The organism is Sulfurospirillum deleyianum DSM 6946 (genome assembly GCF_000024885.1).
In the GTDB taxonomy this organism is placed as follows: Bacteria; Campylobacterota; Campylobacteria; order Campylobacterales; family Sulfurospirillaceae; genus Sulfurospirillum; species Sulfurospirillum deleyianum.
Map to the genome: position 1 here is coordinate 708845 of NC_013512.1, position 16524 is coordinate 725368.

17 protein-coding genes are annotated in these 16524 nt (G+C 37.8%); 8 read left to right on the forward strand and 9 right to left on the reverse strand.

Translation table 11 applies throughout. The features are described 5' to 3' along the window. Positions 1-7 precede the first annotated feature (7 nt). The 3 genes from SDEL_RS03650 (at position 8) to SDEL_RS03660 (ending at position 2381) form a co-directional block, all read left to right on the forward strand. Entirely contained in the window at positions 8-673 is a 666-nt protein-coding gene (locus SDEL_RS03650) for a Crp/Fnr family transcriptional regulator (RefSeq protein ID WP_012856511.1), read from the forward strand. Positions 674-682: 9 nt separating this feature from the next. Further along, a complete protein-coding gene (locus SDEL_RS03655; RefSeq protein WP_012856512.1) occupies positions 683-2062 on the forward strand; it encodes a type IV pili methyl-accepting chemotaxis transducer N-terminal domain-containing protein in 1380 nt (459 codons plus the stop codon). Between the two features lie 73 nt (positions 2063-2135). Beyond that, the gene (locus SDEL_RS03660) at positions 2136-2381 is read left to right on the forward strand and encodes a CBU_0592 family membrane protein (protein ID WP_012856513.1); all 246 of its coding nucleotides are present in this window, start codon (positions 2136-2138) and stop codon (positions 2379-2381) included. On the opposite strand, the gene SDEL_RS03665 is transcribed toward SDEL_RS03660, so the two are convergent. Continuing rightward, positions 2378-3088, reverse strand: coding sequence for an LrgB family protein (locus SDEL_RS03665; RefSeq protein WP_012856514.1), 711 nt, complete (start codon positions 3086-3088; stop codon positions 2378-2380). The genes SDEL_RS03660 and SDEL_RS03665 overlap by 4 nt on opposite strands. Beyond that, positions 3078-3434, reverse strand: coding sequence for a CidA/LrgA family protein (locus SDEL_RS03670; RefSeq protein WP_012856515.1), 357 nt, complete (start codon positions 3432-3434; stop codon positions 3078-3080). Before SDEL_RS03670 ends, SDEL_RS03665 begins: the two co-directional genes overlap by 11 nt. Before the next feature lie 242 nt (positions 3435-3676). Between SDEL_RS03670 and SDEL_RS03675 the strand changes: the two genes are divergently transcribed. Then, entirely contained in the window at positions 3677-5032 is a 1356-nt protein-coding gene (locus tag SDEL_RS03675; protein WP_012856516.1) for an OprD family outer membrane porin, read from the forward strand. A 53-nt stretch (positions 5033-5085) separates the two neighbouring features. Here SDEL_RS03675 and SDEL_RS03680 read toward each other — a convergent pair whose 3' ends face one another. From SDEL_RS03680 to SDEL_RS12230, 5 genes are read right to left on the reverse strand one after another with little or no spacing between them, the layout of a single operon-like run. Beyond that, positions 5086-5724, reverse strand: a complete 639-nt coding sequence (locus SDEL_RS03680; RefSeq protein ID WP_012856517.1) for a TonB family protein — start codon at positions 5722-5724, stop codon at positions 5086-5088. 1 nt (position 5725) lies between these two features. Then, positions 5726-6106: a biopolymer transporter ExbD gene (locus SDEL_RS03685; RefSeq protein WP_012856518.1), complete on the reverse strand. Its 381-nt coding sequence runs from the start codon at positions 6104-6106 to the stop codon at positions 5726-5728. Beyond that, positions 6096-6524, reverse strand: a complete 429-nt coding sequence (exbB, locus tag SDEL_RS03690) for a TonB-system energizer ExbB (protein WP_012856519.1) — start codon at positions 6522-6524, stop codon at positions 6096-6098. Before exbB ends, SDEL_RS03685 begins: the two co-directional genes overlap by 11 nt. 12 nt (positions 6525-6536) lie before the next feature. Next, on the reverse strand, positions 6537-8450 hold the full coding sequence (locus tag SDEL_RS03695; protein ID WP_049767061.1) for a TonB-dependent receptor domain-containing protein: 1914 nt from the start codon (positions 8448-8450) through the stop codon (positions 6537-6539). Further along, complete coding sequence (locus tag SDEL_RS12230; protein ID WP_049767062.1) at positions 8437-8718, reverse strand: hypothetical protein; 282 nt, start codon at positions 8716-8718, stop codon at positions 8437-8439. Before SDEL_RS12230 ends, SDEL_RS03695 begins: the two co-directional genes overlap by 14 nt. Positions 8719-8895: 177 nt before the next feature. On the opposite strand from SDEL_RS12230, the gene SDEL_RS03700 reads away from it, so the two are divergent. The 3 genes from SDEL_RS03700 (at position 8896) to SDEL_RS12235 (ending at position 9723) form a co-directional block, all read left to right on the forward strand. Then, the gene (locus SDEL_RS03700; RefSeq protein ID WP_012856520.1) at positions 8896-9090 is read left to right on the forward strand and encodes a CopG family antitoxin; all 195 of its coding nucleotides are present in this window, start codon (positions 8896-8898) and stop codon (positions 9088-9090) included. Positions 9091-9204: 114 nt separating this feature from the next. After that, positions 9205-9456, forward strand: a complete 252-nt coding sequence (locus SDEL_RS03705; protein WP_012856521.1) for a type II toxin-antitoxin system RelB/DinJ family antitoxin — start codon at positions 9205-9207, stop codon at positions 9454-9456. A gap of 108 nt (positions 9457-9564) precedes the next feature. Further along, a complete protein-coding gene (locus tag SDEL_RS12235; RefSeq protein WP_148209240.1) occupies positions 9565-9723 on the forward strand; it encodes a type II toxin-antitoxin system YafQ family toxin in 159 nt (52 codons plus the stop codon). A 126-nt stretch (positions 9724-9849) separates the two neighbouring features. On the opposite strand, the gene SDEL_RS11620 is transcribed toward SDEL_RS12235, so the two are convergent. Both SDEL_RS11620 and SDEL_RS03720 read right to left on the reverse strand, forming a co-directional pair. Further along, positions 9850-12483, reverse strand: coding sequence for a lysozyme inhibitor LprI family protein (locus SDEL_RS11620; protein WP_012856522.1), 2634 nt, complete (start codon positions 12481-12483; stop codon positions 9850-9852). A gap of 79 nt (positions 12484-12562) precedes the next feature. Further along, complete coding sequence (locus SDEL_RS03720) at positions 12563-13261, reverse strand: hypothetical protein (RefSeq protein ID WP_012856523.1); 699 nt, start codon at positions 13259-13261, stop codon at positions 12563-12565. 450 nt (positions 13262-13711) lie between these two features. Here SDEL_RS03720 and napA point away from each other — a divergent pair, with 450 nt between their 5' ends. After that, positions 13712-16501, forward strand: coding sequence for a nitrate reductase catalytic subunit NapA (gene napA / locus SDEL_RS03725; RefSeq protein WP_012856524.1), 2790 nt, complete (start codon positions 13712-13714; stop codon positions 16499-16501). The last annotated feature ends 23 nt before the right edge of the window (positions 16502-16524 follow it).

Here is a 16524-nt window from a genome sequence, read left to right on the forward strand (position 1 = left end):
GGTGTCAATGGCTTGTCTTGGATGTAACAAACGTGTCGCTTCGTTACCTATTTTTGATTCATTAGCGCCTGAGGATATTGAGCATATCGCCTCTTTTTGTACGATAAAAGAGTATAAAAAAGGCGATGTGCTCTTCTATGAAAAGGATAGTAAAGATGCTATCTATTGCATTATCGAAGGCTCTGTGAAGTTCTACAAAGTCGATCGTTTTGATAATGAAATCTTCCTCTACAAACTCTACTCAAACTCGCTTATTTTTAATGTTTCTAAATTGATTGATAGTTTTTTTATTAGCTGTTACGCCAATGCGGAGTTTTTAGAAGATAGTACGGTTTTATCGATTCAAAGTGAGCCTTTTCGTTTGATGATTTATGAAAATCACACGTTAATGCGAAAAATCTTAGAAGAGTCGTTTAAGATGGTACAGCAGATGCAGTGTATTATTAGTCGGGATGTGGTGTTTGATGGTACAGCAAAAGTAGCGCATATGTTAGTGAATGATCTTGATACTTTTAACAGTTTGAAAAAACATGAAATTGCTTATATGTTGCATATTCAGCCTGAAACACTCTCTCGCATTCTCAACAAACTGACCCGTAATAGTACGATTGAAATTGATAAAAACAATGTCGTGATTTTAAATGTGCAAGAACTAAAAGATATTTATGAATAGGCATAAACGATGATTAAACCAACAACAATTAGCACAAAGATGCGTTTGGCAGGGGGACTGCTTTCATTTGTCATTATTTTTATTATTGTTTTAACTGTAATGATGAATCAGATGAGTAAAAAAGATTCGTATATTATTAACATTGCGGGAAAACAGCGAATGCTTTCTCAAAAGATGAGTAAAGAGGCATTTTTTATCGTGCATCGACACTCGAATGATTTTCGAGAACTCAATACCGCTGTGAACCTTTTTGAAAGTAGTTTAAATGACCTTTTATATGGCAACGAAGCCACAGGCATTTATGTCCCACAAAATGAGAACATTAAGTCAAAGCTAGAAGAGGTTATGGGATATTGGCGACCGTTTCGCATTCACATAGAAGAGCTAAAAAGCGACATACAGTCGGTTCGCCCCGATATGGAGATGTTAGCAGGGCGTATTGAAAAGTTACTCTTTCTCTCCGATAGGGTCGTTCAGCATATGGTCAGTGCAAATCTGAGCAATGTTCACATTGACCTCTCTGGTCGTCAGCGTATGCTCTCTCAGCGTATGGGACTTTATGTCAGTCGTTATTTAGGTACGGCTAATGCTCAGGATTTGTTGGTTTATGCAGACGCAAAAGCGTTGTATGAAAAGACCATTCAGGACTTTTTAGAAGACCCTGCGGTGAAAAAATCTCCTGATGTCTATTCGATTGTGAAGGAAAATTATGCGTATTGGGAAGAGTATCGCGTTTTTTTAGAAAATTTGCTTGAAAAAGAGGCGCAAATCAATCGGCATTTGGCGTATATTTATGAGAAAAATATTCAGCTTTTAAATGCGATGGATGAAGCCGTTTGGCTCTATACTAACCACAGCGAAGAGAAGAATGATACCTTTTTAAAGTTCCAATATATTGGGCTTTTGGTCGGGATGATTATTATTTTGTACACGTTTGTGATGACGAAAGAGATTATTGAGCATCTGGAGCATTTTGTGAAAAAAGCCAAAGAGTTAGCGCAGGGTGATTTAAGTGTTATCACAAAGCAAAATGTTCATTTTTCAGAAGAGAGTGAAGATGAGCTTAAAGAGGCATCTTCTCATATTTCTCAGTTTGTTTATAAAGTCAATCAAGCGATGAAAGAGAGTGAAGATGCGCTGAAAAAAGCAGAAAGTGCTGTTTCTCAGCTTCAGCAAATTGCTTTAGATGTTGAAGATGCGATAGAAGAGATGGGCATTGATGAAAATGAAAAACGCCAGTTCGATAAAAATGTAAATGCCACGGAAGATATTGCGATTCAATCGGCTGAAAATTTGATTCATGTGAATAAAATGTTACAAAAGCTCAAAAAAAGTTTGAATCAAATGGTGGATCATTCTCCTGTGCAAGAGGAAAAAAAGGAAGCATAATTTTTACATGTAAAACCCTTTAAGCAAGAAAAATAGGCTAAAATAGCCCTTCGATTTTTAAAGGGAGTTTTTGATGGATATTTATCATGTAATTGGCACATTAGGGATGGTGTTGGTGGTGTATGCTTACTTTTTGCTTCAATCCCATAAGGTAACAAGCCACGATGCGAAGTTTCAATACCTCAATCTCGTGGGTGCGATTTTACTGATTATTTCGCTTTGTTTTCATTTTAATTTAGGTTCTTTTCTCATTGAGGTATTTTGGATTGTGATTACGATTTATGGTATTTTAAAAAGGCGCCATCAAAACTCTCTTTAGAAAAAATGAAGCGCTAGGGGAAGCAAGATGGCGATAGCAATGCCATTAAGTCCCATAGCCAGTGCTGCAAACGCAGCGGCTTTTTCACTGATTTCCACCGCACTCGATGTGCCTAGCGCATGAGCAATAAGTCCTAGAGAAAAGCCTTTAGCGGCATCACTTTTGATGCGAAACCATTTAAAGATGATGTTCCCAAATAAAACACCCAAAAGTCCTGTAATCGCAATAAATCCAATAGACAAAGAGACCACAGCCCCAATATCTTGTGCGACAATAATCCCAATAGGTGTGGTGATAGACTTCGTGGTCATGGAAAGCAGTGTGGTTTTGGAGGCATCAAGTAGCCATAAAATACCCAAAGCGCTTAGAATGGCAAAAAGTCCTCCTGCAAAAAGCGTGACCACAATCGGGAAAAAATAGGCTCGAATATAAGCGATATTTTTATAGAGTGGAAGGGCTAATGCCACGGTTGCGGGTCCTAGAAAAAAGTGTAATAAGTGGTTGGCTTTGAAATAAGTTTCAAATGAAACCCCGCTGAGCATTAAGGCTGGAATGAGAAGCATCAAAGCGATAATCATCGGCTGAAAGAGGGCGTTTTTACCCATCTTTTCATAAAAAATAACCCCTAATTTATAAGTACTTAACGTGACAATAAGCCATGTGAGTGGGGTAGAAGAGATATAAGAAAGGAGGGCTTCAATGTTCATGGTTTTGTTCCTTTTTAGCAATCAGACTATCCATAATCTTAGCACTCACGCCTAAAGAGATAAACGTGCCAATGACTAACGCACAGACAATGGCTAGTGCCTCATGTGCAATCGTATCAAACTGCGTGATAATACCAACACCTGAGGGCAAAATAAATAGCGGCAAATAGCGAAGCAACCAAAAGACAGAGGTATCAAGCGCATGAAAACTTTGTTTGCGTAGTATTAAAAAAAAGAGCAAGAGCACCATCCCAATAATCGCCCCTGGAACCTTTAACATAAAGAGCTTTGCCAAACACTCACCCACAAACTGAAACACCAGCAGGGTTAAAATACCTTTTAACATGACTATCCTCACAGAAAAACTAAAGGGGCAATTATACTCCAAACTCTTAAATGAGGAGACAATCCACGCTTTACATGTAAAGTTCTCTTTTTGATTTTACGTATCTAAAAAAAACATTAAGTTTCTATGCTATTTTCATGCTACTCATTTTATGTAAGATTTTAACAGATCTCTTACATAACTTTATTGATGGGACGACATTCGGTTGTGCAAGAAGGTTCACACTTTAAAAAGGGGGATTTATGAAATTGGTTAAACTTAGCGTGGCGGCTTTCGTAGTTGCTGGACTTGCGTCTAGCTTATTCGCAGCAGATACACTTGCTGATGCCTTCAAGAATGGAAAAGTAACCGGTGAATTAAGGGCTTGGTATTTTGATCGAGATACCGATGATAAAAATGATGGAACACTTGCCAAAGGTGATGCCGACATTTTTTCAACAGGTTTGATGCTCAGTTACGTTACAGACTCTTTGTATGGGTTAAGTTTAGGTACAACCTTTCAAGGAAACTATGCTCCTTTTGCGAACAGTGACGCAAAAAATCTTTACGCAACCGATATGTACGGTTCAGGAGCCGTCCTCTCCGAAGCCTATATGACGTATACACTAGGAAAAACAACGGCTAAAGTAGGTCGTCAGTTTATTGCCAGTCCCTTGGTCAATAGCTCTGGCTCACGTATGATAAAAGAGGCGTTTCAAGCCGCCGTACTTATCAACACAGATATCCCCAACACAACCTTGGTTGCTGGATATTCGGATAAGTTTCAAGGTAGAACGTCTGATTATGATAGAAGTGTAGACGGTTCGGACTCACAAATGCCTAGCTTTAAAAAAGAAGCAGTCTTTTACGGAGCGGGTACATCAAGAGGTTCATTAGGCTCACCAGCAGGGGCTTCAAACGTTTTTGGATTTGATGGGGCATACACGGCTGCTGTGATTAACAAATCTATCACCAATGTGACATTAACAGGTCAATACCTCTTTGTGAACGATGTGGAAGGAACCAACGGTGGCGATGCCAATGTTTTCTATGCGGAGGGTAATTATGCGTTGCCTTTAAGCAGTATGAAATTGCTTTTAGATGCGACCTATCGTGGTTCAAGAACGTCGAATGCTACTTTTGATAGTTTCCATGCTGAGGGCGATATGTATCAAGGACGTGTTGGATTTAGCGAGCTAGCAGGCTTTAAGGCGTCATTTGCGTACAGTACAGTATCCGATGATCAATCAGTACTTTTAGGTGCGGGTAATGGACCTACCACGTATACTGCGCCACTGCTAAAAGGCGCTGAAGCAACTTCAGGTGCGGGAACAGATGCCTACAAAGTTGAAGTAGGGTATGACTTCTCAAAAGTGGGTGTTGCAGGGCTTAAAGCCTTAGCGCAATACGTGAGAATTGATCAAGATAAAGTCACAACGGTCGTCCTTAATGGTGTCGCTGCTGATACTGAATCAACTTACTTTGAAGGACAAATTTCCTATGACCTTCCAACCATCAAGGGTTTAACACTTTCTTTGGAGTATGAAGATGGTAAAGTGGAAGCCGCTTCAACTAAAAATACCAGCGATATGCGTTTTAGAGCCAATTATAAGTTCTAATCAATACGCTTACATCTTTTCTAAAACAGTGGTAGTCATACCACTGTTTCTTCTTATCGTAAAAAGAATCCAACGGGTATAACAATCTCAAAAGAATCGTTTACTTGTGGAAACTCGGCTGACGCCTCTTTGATTAATTCAAGGCAGTAAGCATTAAGTAAAGCATGCTTGGATGGCGTTTTGATTTTAAGATGGGTGATGCCTTCTTTTGCATAGGTAAAACTGACCACGACTTCGCCCTCCATTCCTTCACGTTGTGCCCGTTTTGGGTAGTGTTTGTGTTGCATAATAGCTAAATGGATAGCATGATAAAGTGTCATTTCTCGCTCTATGTGACTCGTTACATGTAACGTTTCTTGCGTATCGTTTTGTAGGGCTTCTTGTGGCGCTTCCTCTTGGGGTTGTGTTATGGGTGCGGGAAGTGTTGTCGCCATAGGTTTTGAGATTTTCTGAGGCTTTGTGGGAAGTTTTGGAGTTATTTTAGGCTCTTTGGGTGTTCGTAGCGGTTGAGGTTTGGGTGATGCTTCGTGTGGTAGTGGAGGCGGTGGGGCAATGTGAATCGTTTGAATATCTAACGTCAATGAACTTGCTTTGTTTTGCACGGTTTTATCCGGCAAGTGTAGCTGATTTAAAAGGGCAAACAGGCTTACATGTAAAAAGAGTGAGAGGGCAAAAAAGGAGCAAAAACGCATTTTATTTTTTCTGAACAACAATGTTGATATGCGGATGATGGATACGTTTCAGTGCATCTACCACCTCGATAAACGTACCAAAAGCAGCTTTTGTATCGGCTTTTAAAATGAGTTCATCCTCTTTGGGAAGGCTCTTTAAGGTTTCATCCAATGCTTCCAGAGCTAAAGGATTTTCATCCCAGTAAAGTAGCCCATTTGCATCAATCACCACTTCATGCGAACGCTTTTGTGTGAGCGCTTCGTTTGTATCGGTTTTAGGAATATCCAAAACCAAAGAGCGATGCGCCATAAAGGTAGAAACACTTAAAACAATGGTGAGTAAAACCAGCATAATATCAATAAAGGGGATAATATTCATCCCCTCAGGACGCTTAAGCCGCATGTTGGTGTGCTTTCCAGTGGGCTATTAACACATCGCATTTTCGTAAACACGCACTGTACGCCATCAAAGAAGGAATGGCAACCACCAGTCCTAACGCAGTTGCTTTCAGTGCCAAAGAGAGTCCTATGAGAATGACTTTACTTTCGATTTCACCTGCTTGCCCCATATCGTAAAAAGTAATCATAATGCCAATAACTGTTCCTAAAAGTCCAACATAGGGGGCATTTGAGCTAATGATGGAGAGTGCTGTAAGGTTTTTGGTCAGGTCATTTTCCAGTATTTCCATGACTCTATACATCGTGACATCCATACGGCGATAGAAAAACCATCGCTCAAGTGCGTAGGTAAGCGATAAGAGGCTCATAAGCCCCAAAATACCAAAAATAGCATAATCCACAATGAGCTTTATCTCTTCCATCGTTTACACTCCTTAGAATTTAAGTCCAACGCTAAGCATCACAGAGCGTGGAGCACCTTGGCTGTACGTGGTTGTACCTGTTTCATAATCACTCGCATTAATGACCGAGATATACTCTTTGTCGAAAATATTATTGAGTTCAAGGCTTAGTTTCAGCGTGGATTTTTCATAGAAATTTTTCTGTGTGTAGATGGCTTTAAAATCCGCCAACCATGCCTCATCCACCTTTTCGGTGTTGGTAGCATTGCCATATCGCTCACCTAAAAAACGCACCATAGGAATCAATTCAAAATTGCCTATTTTATAGATAACCCCACTGCGTGCCATCCATTTTGGGGTATCGACCAACTGTTTGCCTTTGGTTTTCATCCCGATAATATCCTCATCATACGTAAAATCGGTGTAGGTTGGGTTGATAAAAAGGGTTGTGGTGTCGCTCATAAAGAGGTTAATCTCCGTCTCAATTCCATAACTCGTTGCTTTGCCCACATTTTGTTGGTAACTCAGCGTTGAATCTAAGGGATTGGTAATGGTGGTTAAAAGATTTTTATGTTTGCCATAAAAAAGTGTCGGTGCGATTTCTACTATCTCTCCTTTAAAGCGTACACCTACATCAAAATTGTGAGACTCTTCAATGCCATAGCCATCAAATAAATCTTGCGCATTCATGCCAATCGCCTGAAATTTTGCACGATTGTTCTGATAATAATTCACTAGAGGCATGTAAGAATAGGGACGAATAAAGTTTTTACCATAATTGGCATACGCTTGCCATGAGGCATCCATATCGTAGGAAACACCTAGCGTTGGAAGCCAAATGGTATGACTTTTTGCTTCCCTGTCTAAATCAGGTGTGCGAATCAAGTCATACGCAGGGGCTCCTCCACTGCGATAGCCTAGTGAATCAGAATCTTCAAAACGAAAATACTTTAACCCCGCTTGCCAATGAAAATCCCCCTCATCGCCTGAAATGTTCGCATACGGACTGTGAATGTAGGTATCACCCGTGGTTGCCACAACGCCCATACCTGCATAGGCTCCTGCTGTGGTGTAGTTTTTGGTTGAAATATCCATGGAGGAGCTTTCATAATGATACCCTAACGCCATTTTAAGGTGCTCTAATTTTGCATCGACTTCACTGATCATGCCATAGCGCTCAATATCTCGCACACGTTCTTGAATCCGCCCACCACCGCTGGTGACTCCTTGTGAAATGACGCTATCTTCAAGGGCATAGTAGGGTTTAAAAATCAGCTCAAAGGTATCATCAATCTCGTAATTAATCACGGCAAAAAGATCATCGTTTTTATAACTTCCTTTGTTGTTTTTGTAGTAGTAAATATCCTGAGCAGGAACGCCTGTTAAAGCAGTGTTGTAGTCATTTTTATAGTTATGGCTTAGATTGCCATTAGAGATTTGAGCGTAACTAAGCGGTCGATAGAGATGCTGTTCTTGGTCGTTGTGGTTGTACCATACTTTCAAGGTTGCCTTATCGCCTAAGGGTTGAACCAACGAGACATTGCCATTGATTCTAGGACCTAACTCTCCTTCTCCTCGCCATTTATCTGCTGAGGCATAAGAGAGTGCGCCTGAAAAACGTGTGCCACTCTCATTGAGCGTGCCACTGTCCAGTCTAAAGTAGCTTTTGGTGTAATCCTCACTGCCTAGACTTTGTGCCACTTCAAAGCCAAATGCTTTTTGAGCCCATTTAGGATGCAAGGTAATAGCCCCTCCACGAGAACCAACCCCTGCGCCAATGTCAGAGGGAACACCGCCTTTGTACACCGATACAGAGTCCATATTTTCCATATCATACAGATAATCCCTCGGACCTATGGGATTGCCACCATAGTTAGGAATGCCCTCAACGCTCAACGCACCCATAGAACTTTTAACCCCTCGCATACGCACGCTACTTTGTTCCACTGCTATCCACATTTTCAACATTGACTCCAGGTAAAACACTGATAGCTTCATAAACACTGGTACTTGCTTTAACACCTTGAAGTTCAATCCCTTTAGATGTAACTTCACTGCCTGTATAAACGCTTTCATTAGCTTGTTTGGTAGGGGTGATGAGTTTTTCAGCCTCAATGTTGACTGCTTCAAGCGTTTGCGCTGAGGCAACACTAGAGCAGAGCAGGGATGTGGCAACACACGAAAAAAGGCACTTTTTCTGACTACATGAGAACATTAATTTCCTTTTAGTGTTTTTAAATCATACGAAATTAAATAAAATATTATATAAAAGAGTATTTATTATTTATTAAATTTAAGTAATACTTTAGCGTTCATTTTTGTTTTATGATAAAACGCTCTGCTAACTCAAAGGAATTGGCACGGTTAATGAATAAAAAAGAGAGAAGTATCTATGAAAACGCACGATTCAAGCAAGTTTATGGACTGGCGTGAAGCCAAAAAAAATGCGCTTTCCAAAACCATCTCTACTCGTATACCTGTTGATAGGATAGAAGAGCTCAAAGTACAAGCCAATAAGCTTGATATTCTGTATCAGTTCTATATTAAAATGATTATCGCAGAAGGGTTAAAAGGGCGAACGGCTTAGGTTTACATGTAAAGAAAGTTAAAAGTTTAGCCCCCCTAAATTTTTTAAAATATGAATATATTGGTTGTATTTGTACTACGTTTGTGGTACAATTTTACAAAAAAAGGAGATCTCATGAGAACCAGTACCAGTGTTCGCATCGATGAAGAGACAAAGCTTATAGCTTCAGAAGTATTGAAGCAGTATGGTATGAGTTTGAGTGAAGGAATAAACCTTTTTTGTAAACAAGTTGCCATGACCTATTCCATTCCTTTTGAGTTAAAAGTCCCAACTGAACGCATGAAAAAAGCACTCAAAGAGCTTGAAAAAAGAGAAGGAAAGTCATTTGACTCCATTGAAGCCCTTAAGGCTGACCTTGAGTCATGAAATACGCCATCTTTCGCACTTCTTCGTTTAAAAAAGCCTATAAAAAGCTCTTACTTAGCAAGAACTTGTTTTAAGCATTGTGCTTAAACTCTTGCCAATGGTGAAAATTTGGATGAAAAATACAAAGACCATCTTTTGATAGGAAATTACAAAGGGTGCAGAGAGTGCCACATCAAACCTGATTTGCTACTCACCTATAAAATCAATAACGATGAAGTAGAGTTGGTTTTGGTGGAAGTTGGGACTCATGCTAAATTGTTTAAATAAAAGTTAAAAGTTTATCCCTGACCCCTAAATTTCGGACGGCTCGATGATGCTTTAAGTTTATGATATAATCTTAGGAATTACTCGATGCTGACACAGAATCTTGAACACTACCTTTTGTTATACATTTTATTGTGCTATTTTTTTTAAGTCAACCACTCGACTATTCTCTCCATTAAACGTGACAACATATAACTTGTCTTTGTAAATATGAAGCTTATCAATTCTATTCCTATCCACATGCCCTAATACAGGTTCTTCTATGAAGTTCTTATCATATGCCACAATCTTACGTTTGTTGATATCATAAAAAAATAGTTCATGGCCTGTACCAATAATAAGAAGGTTTTTATAGGTAATTGAATGTGGATACTTTTGATTGGCTATTCTCTTTGCATAGAATAGAGTTTCATCTTTATTAGTTGAAATATCATAAAAGCTAAACTTGACTTTGTCTTTCATTGCAGTGTTGATGTCGAAATCTGAATATATAATTTTATTTGTTCCCTCTAACACAAATAATTTCGTATGTCTCATACTCTTTTTAGGCGATTCATTACTATGTTTTTCAAAAGGATAGAAATTAAGTTTATATTCACTCCATTGTGTACTTGTAATAAAATAATCTTTCGAAGTCTCAATGACTTCTTCATTTCGATTGAGCTTTATAGCATTGTTTTTCACAGTCTGCTTAATAACTTCTATTCTATCAATTACTTTTGTCTTTTCTTGGTATGGTGTTTTGCTATTCAGACACTCACATATATTCTCATTTTCATAGGATAATCCTTCAATATTGACTGATGTATGACCTTTACATACTAAAGATGAATTTTGTTTGCTTACAACTGCGAAGTTATCTCTTATTGCATCATATCTCGCATCCATTTGTAAGATAACATTATCTTTAAAATCAATTACATTTGTAACATTATCCTGGTACTCTCCGTGTTCATCAGGAGCAAAGAATATGTCATTAATATGCTGCAATGTATTTGTATTATAAATACTGGTGCCTATTTGCCTCTCGTTATACCTTGATACATATATTTTATCATCAATGAAATACAGCTTATCAACTGTACTCATTTTAATTGATATTTTGCTGTTTGGAATCTTTAATTTTCCAAAGATTTCTTTTAAATCATCTTCATCTGCTTTACAAGTGGACATTAAATAGCACTCTTTACTTCTCGCTATATGAAGTGCCTCCTGAACTTCTTTATCATTAGTGTTGATTTCTGCCGTATCAAACACATACTTGGTTTTATCAAATCTATCCAATGTCTGACTCAACCAAATTCCATATTGACGAAAAATCACTTTTTCTTCTTCCGATATAGAACTCTTGTCTAGTAAATATTTTTCTATATTGACATTTTCTAATATCTCCAAAACTACATATATGTCTTTTGTCTGGGCGTAAGTTTCTTGTGCATGTTTGTAAGCTTCTTTTAATTGGGCGCTTATATTGTCAGGCTTAGTTAAATTCTTTGAATCTACTTTATAGAGTGTCAGTGTACTGTTACCTCGGTATTTGTAGTCATAAGCAAGCATCTTACCATTCGAATATACTATCGCTGAGGCGATGAGCGGTATAGTTAGTTGAAGTCTTCCTGTGTTCAAATCATATACCTGTGCATTTGTATTGCTAGTAGATTCCTTCGCTGTAATTACCAATGAGTTATCAATAGTACAGTAAGAGACAAAGGCTCCTGGCTTTTGTAGGGAAAACAATAATTTTTTGGTTTTTAAGTCAAAAACCTTTGCATCTTTTTCAAACGAGACAACAGCTTTGCCATCAGCGATAACCAAATCTCGTCTGTTGCTATTAGAACTTCCAAATTCGATAGTATCAACGACACTCAGATCTTTGTCAATTATTAAAAGATTGTCAGGTGTAAGTATTACAGTATTATTCCCCCATTTTGCTACATTCGAAACATAAGTACTGTACTTATTATTTCTTACGTAAGAATTCATTTCAAATTCATGTCTTTTTGTGGTTGTTAAGTTGTTTAAATCAAACATGAATATCTCTGTTTTTTGTACAATTAAAACTGAATTATTTTCAACAACTTCACCCCATATAATTTTGTCACGGAATTTTTTCTTAACTACTGTTTTGTTTGTTTTACGATTTTTTATTATTAATTCTTCCGTGTCTGCCAAGCCACGGCATTTGTATACAATAAATGCTTCATTATGTGCTATATATGTACTTTCTTCTTTGGTGGTTTCCAGAACTCTAAACGTAAAATCTGTTGGGTCTACTTCTATAATTTGATATTTATCTCTTGTTCTGAAGTCATAATTAGTAAATATGATTTTGTTATCAGAGATAGTGTGGTCACCTCCATAAGTTTGGAAAGAAACCTTGTCAATCAGTTCAAATATAGGCTGTTTAGGCTCTTGTAGTGTTTTCAAATCTTTTATTCTTGACTCATATGCATTAGAGACGCATTTAGACTTTTGGTAATCATTCGAAAATTCTGTGTTGCATTTATCACGTTCAATGAGCCATAGTAATTGAGTTTTCTTGCGTTGCGTGGCATAAATACTATTTTGCTGTCCTTCCTTGTAAAGTGTATTCAACTCTTCATCCATCAACGATAACTGGTTGTCTGTGCAAATAGTCTTTTCAACAAATGTGCTTGCTCTTGCACAATCGAAGCTTGCCGCATTAGTAATTATTGGAATGAGTAATATGCCTAAGGAAAGAAATAAAGTGTTTAATTTAGATGTTGATTTACAAAATGTCACATATGTCCTTATTTGTGTATAACGTTTGAGTTGAGAAATATTTGAGCCGCAGGGTCAAATATTTCTCTCCAATGATTTGTTAGCATAACCACTGTTCATCCTGAAATCCAATTTGTTTTAAAAGAACTCTTCCTAATTGAGTTATTTCATAACCCTTTGTTTCTAATTTAGAACTTTGACCAACTTTAATATCAATTTTTCTTTCAAGTAAACCTAAAGAAGTTAAATGTTCCTTATAACTTTTTTGAATTGCTGCTTTATCTCGCTCTTCTTGATTAGAGACAAGTGTTGGTCTTATAAGTTCTAAAATATTTTGATGTTTATCTCTAAATTCATTATCTCCATTTAATAATGGAACTAGATAAAATCTTAACCAAATAACTTCAATATCATTAATTTCTTTTAAAATTGTCAATAAATGTTTATTTTCAATTGCAGAAATATGGTCTTTATCAAGGCTATTTTCAATTACAGAAGAAATATATTGAATTCTTTCGTAACTTAATGCTCGTGAAGCTTGTAAAACACTTTCTTCAATCAAATCAACAAATTCTTCATTTCTCAATTGGTTTTCTAACTGTTCCTTTTCAACACTGGAAAGTTTTTTATCTAATTCTGCTACATATTTTGATAATCTATCTAATCTTTGATTTGGAATTATTACACTAAACATTTCTTGTAGCATAGGACCTAGAAATGGAATTGGTCCAACAATTGACTTAATTGTAGAAACAGTAATATCTGTTTTATTGTTTTTTGTTACATCGTTGTTGTTCATGAAGTTTTCATTTCCTTATGCTAACTATTTATTCAACGAACATTATATATCAATCAGTCTGATATGCCCAAATAAATGAACATAAAAAATGTTCGTTTATTGGATTAAAATGTTTTAAAATGCGATTTTTTTCCTGTTTTATACTCAAAAGTACTAAACTTTTTCACATATCAATAAGCATTTAAAACTATATTTGGCGTTATTTGAACATAGTGTCGTTTAATGTTTAGAAATTTAGAATTTAGAATGAAAAGTAGAACGAGAGAGGTTACTTTTTATCTGCCACAAATGCATAAAATTCTAGCAAATAACCTTACATCTCTTCTTTACATGTAAAGAAGAAATCCCCATAAAATTAAATTTTGTGAATTAAATTATTGACTTAAGTCATAGATTGGATTTTTGCTAAGTGATAGAATCTCCTCGTAACTCAAATCAGGAGGTATTGATATGTCGCTTTCAAGAAGAGACTTTCTAAAAACATCTGCTGCTGCTAGTGCTGCGGCTGCGGTAGGTATTAGTGTACCAGCCGAGCTTAAAGCCGCTGGCGAACAAGCTGAGGCTAATTGGAGATGGGATAAAGCCGTCTGCCGTTTCTGTGGTACCGGTTGTGGTATTATGGTTGCGACCAAAGAGGGTAAAATTGTTGCGGTCAAAGGTGATCCAGCAGCTCCCGTCAATCGTGGTCTTAACTGTATTAAAGGCTATTTTAACGCCAAAATTATGTACGGTGCGGATCGTTTAAAACAACCCCTTCTTCGTATGAACGATAAAGGTGAGTTTGATAAAAAAGGTCAGTTTAAACCTGTTTCATGGAAACGCGCATTTGATGAGATGGAAAAACACATCAAAGCAGCGCTTAAAGTGGGTGGTCCAGAAGCGATTGGTGTTTTTGGTTCAGGTCAGTACACCATTCAAGAAGGATATGCTGCTGCTAAGATGATGAAAGCGGGTTTCCGTGCGAATGGAATTGACCCAAATGCTCGTCACTGTATGGCGTCAGCGGTGGCTGGATTTATGCAAACATTTGGTATTGATGAACCAGCAGGCTGTTATGATGATATCGAAATTACAGATACTATCGTAACATGGGGCGCTAATATGGCAGAGATGCACCCGATTTTATGGTCACGTGTGAGCGATAGAAAACTCACAAGCCCTGATCGTGTCAAAGTTGTTAACCTCTCTACGTATACACACCGCTGTTCAGATCTTGCAGATATTGAGATTATTTTCTCTCCAAGTACCGATTTGGCGATTTGGAACTATATTGCACGTGAGATTGTGTACAATCATCCAGAATCTATTGATTGGGACTTTGTTAAGAAAAATATTATTTTTACAACAGGGTTTGCAAACATTGGTTATGGTATGCGAACAGAAGCAGAGGCTAAAAAATTAGGTTATTCTGCGAAAGAACTTGAAGTCATTAAAAAAGAAGATGCTAAAGTGATTTCTGAAAAAGAGGCTCCAGGTCTTGCACACTTAGGTATTAAAGCAGGTGATGTCATGAAAATGGACAAAGCTGGTGCTGCTGCTGTTCACTGGGAAATCACTTTTGAAGATTTCAAAAAAGCGTTAGATCCTTATACACTGGATTATGTCGCTAAAATCTCTAAAGGTAATCCAGATGAAAAACTGGAAGATTTCAAAGTAAAACTTCAAACATTAGCCAATCTTTATATTGAGAAAAATAGAAAAGTAGTCAGTTTTTGGACGATGGGCTTTAACCAACACCAAAGAGGTACGTGGGTTAATGAGCAATCTTACATGGTTCACTTCCTTTTAGGAAAACAAGCCAAACCAGGTGATGGCGCATTCTCACTTACAGGACAACCCAGCGCATGTGGTACCGCACGTGAAGTAGGTACGTTTACTCACCGTTTACCTGCAGATATGGATGTCCATATTCCAAAACACAGAGAAGTAACAGAAAAAATTTGGAAATTGCCAAAAGGGACAATTAACCCTGTAGGTTATCAACACATTATGAATATCCACCGACACATTGAAAGTGGAAAAATCAAATTTGCATGGGTCAACGTTTGTAATCCATACCAAGACAGTGCCAACGCAAGCCACTGGATTAAAGCAGCTCGTGAACTCGATAACTTTATTGTTTGTTCGGATGCGTATCCTGGTATTTCAGCTAAGGTATCTGATCTTATCTTGCCAACAGCGATGATTTATGAGAAGTGGGGTTCTTACGGCAATGCTGAGCGAAGAACGCAACACTGGAGACAGCAGGTTGTGCCTGTGGGTGATGCGATGAGTGATACATGGCAGTGGGTTGAGCTTTCAAAACGCTTTACAATTAAAGATGTATGGGGTGAGCAACCGATTAAAGGTGGCAAAATACCAAGCGTCATTGAAGCGGCAAAAGCAATGGGTTATAAAGAAACAGATACGATGTATGATGTTCTTTTTGCGACACCGTTTGCAAAACAGTTTAAAGCAGATGATGCCATTGGTAAAGGGTTTGATAACAGTGAAGTCTTTGGCGATAACCGTGGTGTTATGGGTAGTGATGGTAAAGAGTGGAAAGGGTATGGCTTCTTTATTCAAAAATCGATTTGGGAAGAGTACCGCCAGTTTGGATTAGGTCATGGACACGACCTTGCAGACTTCGATACTTACCATAAAGTAAGAGGTTTGAAATGGCCTGTTGTAGATGGTAAAGAGACTCAATGGCGTTTTAATGCAAAATACGATCCGTATGCTGCAAAAGCGGGCAATGGTGATTTTGCTTTCTATGGTGATTTTGCAAAAGCCCTTAAAAAAGGTAACTTGGTAAAACCAACCACAGAAGAGACTTATTCGCTTAAAAATAAAGCAAAAATCTTCTTTAGACCGTATATGGATCCATGTGAAATGCCTGATAAAGAGTACGATACATGGTTATGTACAGGTCGTGTGTTAGAGCACTGGCATAGTGGAACGATGACGATGAGGGTTCCTGAACTCTACCGTGCGGTTCCTGAAGCACTTTGTTATATGCACCCAGAAGATGCCAAAGCAAAAGGTCTTAAACAAGGCGATATGATTTGGATTGAGAGTCGTCGTGGTTCATGTAAAGCACGTGTTGAAACCAGAGGTCGTAACAGAACACCACGTGGATTGGTATTTGTTCCATGGTTTGATGAAAAAGTTATGATCAATAAAGTTTGTCTTGATGCGACATGTCCAATCTCAAAACAAACCGATTATAAAAAATGTGCGGTTAAATTGTACAAAGCATAATTGCAATAATGTATGACCAAAAA